The following is a 12,464-nucleotide window of genomic DNA, read 5'->3' as shown; positions in this document are numbered from 1 at the left end:
TTATTACCGTATCAATAAAATGAAATAAGTGAAAATAAGACAGTGCAGCAGCTATTATTTACCAGCTGCTTGATGAGCGCGTTGACCTTCCATCGCGAGTGACAATACTGCCATACGAATCGCAATACCGTTATTAACCTGCTTTAGAATCACAGATTGGGCACCATCAGCAACGCTAGAGGCAATCTCAACACCGCGATTCATCGGACCTGGGTGCATCACCAACGCATCAGGCTTGGCTAAAGCTACACGCTCTGGGGTAATACCATAGTGCTTATAGTATTCATTCGATGATGCTAGCAGCGGCGAGCCGATACGCTCGTTTTGTATTCTCAAACCCATAATGACATCGCAGTCGGTCACGCATTCATTCATATTTTCATAAACTTGTACGCCAAAACGCTCAATGCCTTTAGGCAACAAAGTACGTGGCGCACAGACACGAATATCTTTGACACCTAACGTTTGCAAGGCACTGATATCTGAGCGCGCGACGCGTGAGTGCTTAATGTCCCCAACAATCGCAACCGACAGCGCTTCAAAGGGGCGCGGCGCTTCGCGGTGAATGGTGAGCATATCAAGCATCCCTTGGGTTGGATGCGCGTGCCAGCCATCGCCACCATTGATGATAGCGATATCAGGTGTGACTTCCGTCGCCATAAAATGGGCAGCGCCTGAGGCAGAGTGGCGTACGACAAAGATATCCGCCGTCATGGCTTGCAGATTCCACAAGGTATCGCGCAGGCTCTCGCCTTTTTTGGTACTAGAGCGCTCGATATCGATATTCAGCACATTGGCACCCAGACGTTTTTCAGCCACTTCAAAGGTCGTACGCGTACGCGTTGATGGCTCAAAAAACAGATTCATCACCGTGTAGCCTTCCAGCTCAGGACGATTGATCAATTGTCCATTATCATCAAAAAATGTCTCAGCTTTGGCAATAATTGCCTGTAACTGTGCTTTATTTAACCCTTCCACGCCCAAAAAATGCCGGATACCACCATCTACATTAAGCTGTGGACGACTCAATGAGGTATTCAATTTTTGATGAATGGTATCGGGATCGAATTTGGCATAATCTGTCGGTGAAATGCTATGGGCTGCACTGCTATCAGTAGAATTTGACATAATGGCAAGTCTTTATCGTTGGTTTATAGAGTCAATAATAACGGGTTTATTCATCTTTGTTTGTTGATTTATAGCGGATACGCACAGATACGGGGACATTTAGACGCTTATTTGCTACAATTTACTGTAATCATATAAGCGATATAAAACTCACTCAGTTACCCTATTAAATAATAGGCATAGACCGGTACCCACCACAATAGAAAACCAGCATTGTAAAACTATCAATAAATAATAATAGCGATAGTGTAGCTGATTTTGTGGTCAGGACAAAGACGCTATGCCACCTATTTGAAGATTTACTTGTTCAGAGAGTAGCTCGTACTACCTGTTAAATTCCTTTAACGCTTATCTTTTCTCAATTTTTCATGCCATTTATTAGGAAGCCTCATGACGACCTTAGCACATTATTTAAACACCAATGCGAACAGTCCTGCACTGAACGACGTCATTACGACGGTCACAGGCGTTGGCAAAACCATTTCGCAGTTACTTAGAAAAGGGGCGTTAGCAGATATTTTGGGTGAAGCCGGCAATCAAAACGTCCAAGGCGAAGAGCAAAAGAAGCTAGACGTATTGGCCAATGATTTATTGTTAGATGCTTTGGCAAAAAATACTCATTGCGCAGGGGTTGCTTCAGAGGAGCTTGATGATGCGACTCCCGCCAATGCCGATGGCAGCCTCTTGGTCTTGTTCGATCCTCTAGATGGTTCATCAAATATCGATATTAATATGGCGGTTGGCACTATTTTCTCTATTCTCCCCTACCAGCGCCAAGGTCAACTCAGTGAAAATAGCGACTTCTTACAAGCGGGCAATCAGCAGCTAGCAGCTGGCTATTTATTATATGGCACCTCCACTGTACTAGCGCTGACCATCGCAAATAACGTCGTTATGTTTAGCTTAGATCCCGACACTAATGACTATATACTGATTGAAGACAATGTCCAAATCAATGCCGATACCAGTGAATATGCTATCAATGCCTCAAACTATCGCTATTGGCGCGCACCGATGCAGCAGTATATCGATGAATTAATCGCTGGCGAAGCTGGTGTGCGTGGTCGCGACTTCAATACCCGCTGGGTTGCCGCCATGGTTGGTGACGTGCACCGTATCTTATGTCGCGGTGGTCTCTTCACTTATCCATTTGACACCAAGTATGCCAATAAAGCAGGCAAATTGCGCTTAATGTACGAAGCTAACCCGATGAGTTTATTGATTGAGCGGGCGGGTGGCGGTGCAACGGATGCGGTTAATCGCATTCTGGATATTGAACCGACAGATATTCATCAGCGTGTCCCAGTGGTACTTGGTAGCAAAAACGAAGTGGCCTACATTAAAGACTTACATGTAAAGCATGCTGGTCAATAAATTAGCCGAATCAATCTGATAGCCATCAGTACAAACTTTATTAATTATATGGTTTTATACTGATGGTTCAAATTCTCTATATTTTTTAAGCGATCCATTATGGTAGCAAATCCCACCGAGCTGATTACCTCAGATAAGAATACGACGGTCAAGCTGGTAAAGGCACTATTGGCGCAGGCACGCCAGCGTAAAAAACAAGGTCAGACTGTCATTGAAGGGATTCATCTCATTGATGCGGCTCTGCGTAGTGACTACCCGTTTACCCAAATTTTGCTAGCCGAATCTGCCCATAATAACTCTGAGGTTCAGCAGGTTTTAACTCGTCTGCCGACTTATACGCCTATCTTAACGTTATCAGACTCGCTATATGAGAGTATTCGTAGCTTGGGTACGGGTATCGACATCATGGCGCTTATCAATATACCAATCCATGGCTTAACGATAATTAATGATGATTGCCTGATCCTTAATGATGTCCAGGATAGTGGTAATGTTGGTACTTTACTACGCACTGCAGCAGCAGTTGGCATCAAGAACATACTCTGTACCGATGCCACAGCACAAGCATGGTCTCCTAAGACGCTAAGAGCAGGTATGGGTGCGCAGTTTGCCCTAACTATCTATGAAGGTCTCAGCGTGCAAGATATATTAGATTATGTCCAAGTACCCCTATTAGCAACCAGCTCACATACCGATACAGTAATTTACCAACATGACTTAAAAGAACCAATCGCTTGGATTCTGGGTCATGAGGGACAAGGCGTTTGTGATGAACTGATGCAGTGTGCCACCCCTATTGCTCTACCACAGCCTAATGGTCAAGAAAGCCTCAATGTCGCCATTGCAGGCTCATTATGTCTATATGAGACGTTGCGTCAAAGGAAGTACTGTTAACCTTAATTTTGATTGTATGAAGAAATATTAACCAAAAAATAGCTGAATAACTACATATGGTTATCCAGCTATTTTTTTGGTTTTAGAACAATATTCTATCCCTTTTACCGATAGAACTGTCCGTTGATGCTGTTCTTGATACGAATACAAACTAGCCTATATAAGGGTTAGTACGTAACCACTTAGTAGCCAAGTACTTTGTACCTTTTATCACTGGCATACCAGCGTGCAGACTTAAAGGTTCAACACTACCATCAAACTTAGTGTTAGCAAAATATAAAGCCATGCCCTTTTTGGGTCGCACCTCAAGATTTACTTTAGGAAAACTGGTACCACCCCCAGCTTCTACAACTGGTTCTGGCATGATGCGCGGCAAAAGTGCCATCAGTAGGACTGACGACTCTGGATTCCTTCATTTTACCTTCAGTGCTTTTTATAAGTTGGTCACATTCTTGATGACTCAAAAAACTCTCTATGACAGCCACAAAAGGGGGATGAAAAGTTGATGCCAACTTGACCGTCTTATCTGGCAATTCTATCGAATTGTGAGTCATGTCTATGTAGGGAATATTGATAACATCCGACTGTTGTGACATTAACTCGTAAGCAGCACTGTAAAACCCTCTTTCAAAGAGAGTACTGATAATCTTATTAGGGGGTACGCCGCGCTCGATGTTTTCTGCAATCCACTGTTGCCAAGTGGGTTCTAGCTGTAAAATTGCGTTCATGTTTACTCCTTGTAATCTTATCCCTGAAAGTTTTAGACAAATAATAGTATCGCACATTCGTTTGTTTAACTAAACCAATCTCCTAATAGAACGTGCCCTCATTTTAAAAATGCTGAGAAAAATGAAAAAAAATAGCAACCAAACAAGGAAAATAGCGCAGATAATATCGAGATATTGGCCATAGATTGATAAGTTTAGATAAGATTTTTAGACTTTAACGCAGTTATAAAAAAAGCCCTCGAACCAAACTGGTCGAGGGCTTTATAAATCAGTGTATATTAGTAGCGTAGCGAACCATCAATAATAGTTTGAAACGCTCTATTATCAGCTGTTCAGCAAAAATCATTAAACCTTGCTGGTCAGCTCAGGCAACGCTGTAAACAAATCAGCTTCTAAGAAGTAATCAGCAACGCTTGCGATAGGCGCTTCTGGGTCATTGTTGATAGCAACGATGATTTTAGAGTCTTTCATACCAGCCAAATGCTGAATAGCACCTGAGATACCAGCAGCGATATATAAATCTGGTGCAACGATTTTACCCGTTTGACCGACCTGCATATCGTTTGGTACATAGCCTGCATCAACAGCAGCACGTGATGCACCAACCGCTGCGCCTAATTTGTCCGCTAATGGCTCAATGTACTTGGTGAAGTTTTCGCCATTGGCCAATGCACGGCCACCAGAAACAACGATGCTTGCTGAGGTCAATTCAGGACGGTCAGATTTCGCCATTTCTTCATTCACAAAGCTTGCTTTACCAGACTCTTGCACGTTGTCAATCGTTTCGACGGTGGCTGAACCACCTTCGCTCGCGACTGGATCAAACGCGGTCGTACGTACCGTCAATACCACTTTATCTTCTGATGTTTTAACAGTCGCTGTTGCGTTGCCTGCATAGATAGGACGCTCAAAAGTTTGCGCATCTACGACAGCAGAGATTTCTGACAACATGCTCACATCAAGTAATGCTGCAACACGTGGCATGAAGTTTTTGCCAGTCGTTGTAGCAGGTGCAATGATATGGCTGTAATCACCAGCAATATCAGCAACCAATAGCGCTATGTTACCAGCCAATTGATGCTCATAAGCTGCATTGTCAGCCAATAGTACTTTAGCCACGCCTTCAGCTTTTGCTGCTTGATCAGCCACTGCTTGCGCACCACTACCGGCGACCAATACATGGACATCACTACCCATTTGTTTAGCAGCAGCGATAGTGTTTAAAGTTGCCTTTTTTAGACTGGCATTGTCATGTTCTGCATATACCAAAATTGCCATTATTTTTATCCTTTATTTGTTCGTATCATCTATTCATGTGGTCATCTGTTCATAAAATTATGCATACGCTTAGCTTTAAAATACACGAGCAGCGTCATGATAATTTTACACAGAATACGCTATAACAAAGTACTAGATTACTTTTGCTTCGTTTCTTAGCTTATCGACCAATTCATCAACTGACTTAACTGTAATACCAGCTTTACGTTCAGCAGGTGGCACAACTTTAATAATTTCTTGCTTAGAAGCCATATCAACACCAAAATCAGCTGGCGTTTTTTCATCAAGTGGCTTTTTCTTCGCTTTCATGATGTTAGGCAGTTTGGCATAACGTGGCTCATTCAAGCGCAAATCAGTGGTAATCACTGCTGGCAAGTCAAGTGCAAGCGTTTGTAAACCACCATCGATTTCACGTGTGACGTTGACTTTATCGCCTTCAACTTTCACTTCTGAGGCAAACGTACCCTGACCAATACCCATCAATGCGGCTAGCATCTGACCAGTTTGGTTGTTGTCGTCATCAATCGCTTGCTTACCCAATAGGATAATATCTGTAGATTCAGACTCAGCAATGCTTTTCAGAATCTTAGCGATTTGCAGTGGATAAGGCTTGGCGTCAGTCAATACTAAAACACCACGATCAGCACCCAATGCTAGCGCTGCACGGATTTGCTCTTGTGACTCTTTTGGACCAATAGACGCAACAATGATTTCGTCAATCACACCCGCTTCTTTTAGACGAACGGCTTCTTCTACTGCAATTTCATCAAAAGGGTTGATTGACATCTTGGTGTTAGATAGATCCACGCCAGAGTTATCAGCTTTTACACGAACTTTTACGTTATAATCAATGACACGCTTGACCGCTACTAATGCTTTCATACGTTCCTCGTTTATTAATGTTATGAATTAAAAAATTGTCAGTTAAGAACCAAAGGTTCATCTTTTAAACTGTGGTTCAAATCGTCGTTCAAAATGCTACTTAAGGTCGTTACTGCCTCAACAGCAAATTAATATTCAAGAATGCCAAAACAATACCAAAGGGTATCGGTCTGCTATTCTCTACTCATCAAATCTGTTAAAGCTAAGCCAACCGTTATTATCAGACCTATCTATCTTGCGCGAGCAGCGCCTTAAGGTCAAGGAAGTGCCGTGAATAATGCGTCATAAATTTGTCACTATTTTTTAAAAAATAGTTTATAGACCTATTATTTCACGGTTTTATCCTAATAAGGTGCTTAACCTTTTGCCCTTTATAGCATTATCAACGCCTTATTTATTTAACGTTTTGTTATTATTACTCACGTTAAAGCTTTTTACGTCCAAAATATCTTATGAAAGGCTGTTATCAGGCTTAATTAATAAATGACTGTCACGAATATCATCAAACAGCGACCAGTCAGGAGGGGTGTTATCATTTTTAATGACACTCATGTCCCCTGTTGTTTCCATAATTACTGCAAAGACTTCGCTCTTAGATTTGAGTCCATTTTTGCGTAGTACTTCTTGCACATCACTGGTGCTCAGGTTTGCTTCTTTTAAATTATCCGAAAAATATTCCCCATGCGCCATCAATATGATGGCCTGATTGTCAATCAAGGATTTCAACGGTTTGACTTTACGTCTGATAATTGAGATAACCCCTTGAATCACAAATAGCACAGCAACGGCGAACAAGCCTTGTAACAAAGACGGACTATCAGACAATACTGTTGAGGCCAGTATGCTACCAATACCAACTGTCATGGCAAAATCATGGCTCGAGAGCTTAGAAAAACTTCGTAGCCCCATTAATCGTGTAAATAGCATTAAGCCTAAATAAAACCCAAGCGCTGATAATGAAATACCCAGCACTTGCTGCCACTCAATCGAAAACCATGTCTGCCACTTCATAAAATACCCTCTTTCCTGCATTTTTATTACGTAAATACGTTACATTATCTGGAATCATCGACTGCTTAAACTGCTAATATTTAACGACTATTAGGGTCTGTTGAATATTTAAATGTGGCACTGGCAGTGGCTATTTTTTAGACAATACGCAGTGAAATTTTTGACGCCTAGTCATTCTAGGTTAGATAATTTCACCATGTATTGGCAAAAAATAGCCCTGCCCTGAAAGGCTGATACTAAAATCACCCCAAACGTTGTTGTAAACCTAGCTAAGGTCTCGACATTATCGTCGGTTTACGCCTAGTTTGGGACGATTTTAGCAATCAGCAGTCCTAATATTTGAATGTTCAACAGACCCTATTTTCGATGTGAAATAAATGGTATAAAAAAAGCAACCTGATGAGAGGTTGCTTTTTTTTAAAGTCTAAACAGTATTTTTATTTTTTTAACAAACAAAGAAATCTGTACATCTTATTAAGATTAACATTGCCGAGAATACTGTTAACAGTGATACTCAACAGCCGTTAAAATTAGATGGCTTCGATTTGCTCAGCTTGTGGGCCTTTTTTGCCATCACCTAAGATGAAAGATACTTTTTGGCCTTCAGCTAGGGTTTTGAAACCGCCACCTTGGATAGCGCTGTAGTGAGCGAATACGTCTTGTCCGCCATTGTCTTGAGCGATAAAACCAAAACCTTTAGCTTCATTAAACCACTTTACAGTGCCTTCAACTTTATCTGACATAAATTTTCCTGACTCTTTAACTGTTGGCGAGACGTGTGTCATCACCGATTAATTGATATATACCCTAGATTTTTTGCTGAATGCGACGGCTCAAACTCATAATATATCAAGAAGATAACTTATGGTTTTTGCCTCAAATCCATTGAGTACAGCTTGATTATAACAGTTTTTTTTGACTGCAACATATTAAATTGCAGAGTTTTGTAAACAATATAAGAACCCTTCAATAACCTTTTGTCACCATATTTTGATGGCTTGTTATCTCATATAGACCCTGTTTATTACTTTCAATTTCAATATTCTTGTTATATATATTCAATAATAAAAATTAAGTCTCCCTATCTTTTGCGCACATTTATTGGGTCAAGGGTAGCCAAGGCGAGGTTAGCACCAGTAAGCAAAGGGCAAAAAATATTAAAGAAAACGATTGGCTATACGCGATATATTTAGTTGGTATGACCAAATCTTTGGGTGAGTCTGGGATACCTTTACGCTTTAACAATCTGGTGCCGTAAACCCAACCAAACACCGTATAAATCCCGTATGCGGCAGGCACTGCAACCGCCAAAGGCGTTAGATCGATCACATATAACATTACCACAGAGATAAAAAACCATGAAGTGTCTAGCAGTGAGCTGATTTGAAAAAACTTAGATTGTGGCAGCTTGCCATCGGTGCCTTTGAGCATCTCACCTTCGATCCAAATCAAAACAGCCACGACAGCACTAAGAGTAATATACACGAATTGCGGCGTTAGCCAGTCTGGAAAAGATATTTGCACAACATACAACCTGTAATCTATGGAAAAAATAAGAAGAGAAATAGTCACCGACATAGTCAGGTAACTGAACCGACGCTTGCCTACATTGGGTGTGGGTTACTGGTTTTCAACCGCTATAATGAGTGAAAGGTAATATCGAACCATCACGCACTGCTGATAGCAATAAAAACCCCGTGCTATCACTTGATAACACGGGGTCTGTTAAGACTTATTAAGCCTTACCATCATAAGTATTGACTTAGTTTTTGTCTTTATCGATGATTTTGTTGCCGCCAATCCAAGGCATCATGCCGCGCAATTTAGCACCAGTCACTTCGATTTGATGCTCAGCGTTGTTACGACGACGAGCCGTCATTGATGGATAGTTGGTTGCGCCTTCACTGATGAACATTTTTGCGTATTCGCCAGATTGGATGCGTTTTAGCGCATTACGCATAGCTTCACGTGATTGCTCATTGATGACTTCAGGACCAGTCACATATTCGCCATATTCAGCGTTGTTACTGATTGAGTAGTTCATGTCAGCGATACCGCCTTCATACATGAGGTCTACGATAAGCTTAAGCTCGTGCAAACACTCAAAGTAAGCCATTTCTGGCGCATAGCCCGCTTCTGTTAGCGTTTCAAAACCCATTTTTACTAGCTCAACAGCACCACCACAAAGAACGGCCTGCTCGCCAAATAGATCGGTTTCAGTTTCATCTTTGAACGTGGTTTCGATGATACCTGAACGACCACCACCAACACCAGCTGCGTAAGACAAAGCTAATTGCTTGGCTTGACCTGAAGCATCTTGATAGATAGCGATCAAATCTGGAATACCGCCGCCTTTGGTGAATTCGTTACGAACGGTGTGACCAGGTGCTTTAGGCGCAACCATGATAACGTTAAGATCGCTGCGAGGAACGACTTGGTTATAATGAATCGCGAAACCATGAGCAAAAGCTAACGTAGCCCCTTCTTTGATGTTAGGCTCAATCTCGTTGTTATAAAGCTCTTTTTGGAACTCATCAGGGGTCAAAATCATAACCACGTCAGCAGCTTTAACTGCATCAGCCACTTCAGCAACTTTTAGACCAGCGTTTTCCGCCTTTTTCCATGAGCTTGAGTTCGCGCGTAGACCAACAGTCACATCGACGTCTGAATCTTGTAGGTTAAGTGCGTGTGCATGGCCTTGTGAACCGTAACCAATAATCGCAACTTTTTTGCCTTGGATAATCGATAGATCGCAATCTTTATCATAATAAACGTTCATAAATAGAGTCCTTTTCCTCAATCATGGCGTGCCATGGATAGTAAACGCTTATGCAGTAGCCATTATCGTAAAATGGTCACTAACATAAGCGTTATGTTAATGGTAGATAGATTATAACTAAAATGATTTTGATTAACTATTCAGTTGCTCAGCCACTAAGCGTATTAAATACTCAGTGTTTTTTCTCCACGTGCAATACCAATCACACCCGAACGTACCACTTCTAAGACACGTTCTCGGCCGATAGTATCGATAAAACCATCCAGCTTAGCCGTATCGCCAACGATCTGAATCGTATAGAGATTGGCATTGACGTCAACAATTTGTGCACGGAAAATATCTGCGCTGCGTTTGATCTCTTCACGTACGCTACCCGTTGCGCGAACTTTGACTAGCATTAACTCACGCTCAACGTGAACGGTGTCTGATAGATTAAGCACTTTAACCACTTCAATCAATTTATGCAATTGCTTGGTGATCTGCTCAATTCTTTCAGGGGAAGTAATGGTGGTTAACGTCAGACGCGAAATACTCGGATCTTCTGTTGGGGCGACGTTTAAGGTTTCGATATTATAGCCACGTTGTGAGAACAAGCCGACTAACCGCGACAACGAACCCGCTTCGTTTTCCATCAATACCGAAATCAGATGTTGTTGTTGCATTAGGTACGCTCCCCTTTGGTTAACCACATATCACGCATCGTCTGTCCAGCGATTTGCATTGGATATACATGCTCATTACGATCGACATAAACGTCAATAAATACCAGCTTGTCTTTCATTGCCATGGCTTCTGCAATCTGTGCTTCCATGGTGGTAGGATCAGTAATCTTGATACCAACATGACCATAACTTTCAGCTAGCTTGACAAAGTCTGGTAATGAATTCATATAAGATGACGCATGACGACCCTCATACAGCATGTCTTGCCACTGTTTCACCATACCCAACTGCGCGTTATTTAGGTTCAATATTTTGACCGGTAGATTGTACTGTAAGCACGTCGATAGCTCTTGGATATTCATCTGAATAGAGCCTTCGCCAGTAATACAAACCACATCGCGATCTGGATTGGCAAGTTTGGCTGCCATCGCATACGGTAAGCCAACACCCATCGTACCTAAACCACCCGAATTGAGCCATTGACCCGGCTCTAAATAGGTGTAGTAAAGCGCGGCAAACATCTGATGCTGACCAACGTCACTGGTGATAATAGCGTTGCTGTTGGTCACTTTATCTAGTGCTTGAACGACCGCTTGGGGCTTGATGCCATTGTCAGTGTTGGTGTCATAACGCAGACCATGACGCTTACGCCATTCATTAATCTGTGCCCACCAGTCTAGTAAGGCATGCTGCTCCAACTCTTTATCTTCGCCGATAATTTCCAACATATCTGTAAGTACTGATTTTACGTCACCAACGATAGGAATATGGGCAAAAATAGTCTTGGAGATAGAAGCTGGATCGATATCGATATGAATGATGGTCGCATTCGGGCAGAATTTTTTGACATTATTAGTGACACGGTCATCAAAACGCGCACCCACTGCCAAAATAACATCTGCATGATGCATGCTCATGTTGGCTTCATAAGTACCATGCATACCAAGCATGCCCAAGAACTGACGATCAGAGCCAGGGAATGTTCCCAAACCCATTAGCGTATTGGTCACTGGCAAGTTTAGACGATGTGCAAGTTCGGTCAGCTCTTTGTGGGCTTTACTCCAAATCACGCCACCGCCCGCATAGATAACAGGACGCTGCGCTGATAATAAGGTCTCAACCGCTTTTTTAATTTGGCCGCCATGCCCTTTCACTGAAGGCTGGTACGAACGTATAAACACCTCATCTGGGTACTCGTAGGCATATTTTTCGCTAGGCGCGGTCATATCTTTTGGTACGTCAATGACGACAGGACCTGGACGACCAGACTGCGCAATAAAAAAGGCTTTTTTGACAATCATTGGGATTTCGCTAGCATGGCGTACTTGAAAGCTATGCTTCACGATAGGACGAGAGACCCCGATCATATCGGTTTCTTGGAACGCATCTTCACCGATTAAACTGCTTGGCACCTGACCTGAAATTACGACCATCGGCACTGAGTCCATGAAGGCGGTGGCAATAGCGGTTACTGTATTGGTAGCACCAGGACCTGACGTGGCCAGCACGACACCTGTGTTGCCGGTCACTCGCGAATAAGCATCAGCCATATGGCCAGCTGCTTGCTCATGACGCACTAAAATATGTTCGATGTTGTCTTGCTGAAACAACGCGTCATAAATGTGCAGCACTGCGCCGCCTGGATAGCCAAAAATATATTTGACACCCTCATCCGTCAGCGATTGCACCAGCATCTCAGCACCAGATAGCATCACAGGCTGCTTGCTA

General features: G+C 42.5%; 12 protein-coding genes. 2 read left to right on the top strand and 10 right to left on the bottom strand.

Annotated elements, in window-relative coordinates; all coding sequences use genetic code 11:
- Positions 1-54 precede the first annotated feature (54 nt).
- Positions 55-1,128 carry an aspartate carbamoyltransferase catalytic subunit gene (locus tag W293_RS0109585; RefSeq protein ID WP_025652217.1) on the bottom strand — a complete coding sequence of 358 codons (1,074 nt, stop codon included), beginning with the start codon at positions 1,126-1,128 and terminating at the stop codon, positions 55-57.
- Between the two features lie 390 nt (positions 1,129-1,518).
- On the opposite strand from W293_RS0109585, the gene W293_RS0109580 reads away from it, so the two are divergent.
- Entirely contained in the window at positions 1,519-2,502 is a 984-nt protein-coding gene (locus W293_RS0109580) for a class 1 fructose-bisphosphatase (RefSeq protein WP_025652216.1), read from the top strand.
- Between the two features lie 99 nt (positions 2,503-2,601).
- Positions 2,602-3,396, top strand: a complete 795-nt coding sequence (locus tag W293_RS0109575; RefSeq protein WP_037025324.1) for a TrmH family RNA methyltransferase — start codon at positions 2,602-2,604, stop codon at positions 3,394-3,396.
- Between the two features lie 317 nt (positions 3,397-3,713).
- On the opposite strand, the gene W293_RS0109570 is transcribed toward W293_RS0109575, so the two are convergent.
- The 9 genes from W293_RS0109570 to W293_RS0109530 all read right to left on the bottom strand — a co-directional run bounded on the left by W293_RS0109570 (position 3,714) and on the right by W293_RS0109530 (position 12,448).
- Entirely contained in the window at positions 3,714-4,124 is a 411-nt protein-coding gene (locus W293_RS0109570) for a hypothetical protein (RefSeq protein ID WP_025652214.1), read from the bottom strand.
- Between the two features lie 345 nt (positions 4,125-4,469).
- The gene (locus W293_RS0109565) at positions 4,470-5,402 is read right to left on the bottom strand and encodes an electron transfer flavoprotein subunit alpha/FixB family protein (protein WP_025652213.1); all 933 of its coding nucleotides are present in this window, start codon (positions 5,400-5,402) and stop codon (positions 4,470-4,472) included.
- Between the two features lie 132 nt (positions 5,403-5,534).
- The gene (locus W293_RS0109560) at positions 5,535-6,284 is read right to left on the bottom strand and encodes an electron transfer flavoprotein subunit beta/FixA family protein (RefSeq protein WP_010196801.1); all 750 of its coding nucleotides are present in this window, start codon (positions 6,282-6,284) and stop codon (positions 5,535-5,537) included.
- A 450-nt stretch (positions 6,285-6,734) separates the two neighbouring features.
- A complete protein-coding gene (locus W293_RS0109555) occupies positions 6,735-7,295 on the bottom strand; it encodes a DUF421 domain-containing protein (protein ID WP_025652211.1) in 561 nt (186 codons plus the stop codon).
- A gap of 530 nt (positions 7,296-7,825) precedes the next feature.
- Entirely contained in the window at positions 7,826-8,038 is a 213-nt protein-coding gene (locus W293_RS0109550; protein WP_010196799.1) for a cold-shock protein, read from the bottom strand.
- A 355-nt stretch (positions 8,039-8,393) separates the two neighbouring features.
- Complete coding sequence (locus W293_RS0109545) at positions 8,394-8,819, bottom strand: hypothetical protein (protein WP_025652209.1); 426 nt, start codon at positions 8,817-8,819, stop codon at positions 8,394-8,396.
- 238 nt (positions 8,820-9,057) lie between these two features.
- Positions 9,058-10,074 carry a ketol-acid reductoisomerase gene (ilvC, locus tag W293_RS0109540; RefSeq protein ID WP_010196778.1) on the bottom strand — a complete coding sequence of 339 codons (1,017 nt, stop codon included), beginning with the start codon at positions 10,072-10,074 and terminating at the stop codon, positions 9,058-9,060.
- A 164-nt stretch (positions 10,075-10,238) separates the two neighbouring features.
- Positions 10,239-10,736 carry an acetolactate synthase small subunit gene (gene ilvN / locus W293_RS0109535; protein WP_025652207.1) on the bottom strand — a complete coding sequence of 166 codons (498 nt, stop codon included), beginning with the start codon at positions 10,734-10,736 and terminating at the stop codon, positions 10,239-10,241.
- On the bottom strand, positions 10,736-12,448 hold the full coding sequence (locus W293_RS0109530) for an acetolactate synthase 3 large subunit (protein ID WP_198015438.1): 1,713 nt from the start codon (positions 12,446-12,448) through the stop codon (positions 10,736-10,738). Before W293_RS0109530 ends, ilvN begins: the two co-directional genes overlap by 1 nt.
- Between the last annotated feature and the right edge of the window lie 16 nt (positions 12,449-12,464).

Source organism: Psychrobacter sp. TB67, assembly GCF_000511065.1.
Classification (GTDB): Bacteria; Pseudomonadota; Gammaproteobacteria; order Pseudomonadales; family Moraxellaceae; genus Psychrobacter; species Psychrobacter okhotskensis.
Note: the sequence above shows the minus strand (reverse complement) of the source record. Positions and strands in the feature narration are given on the sequence as shown.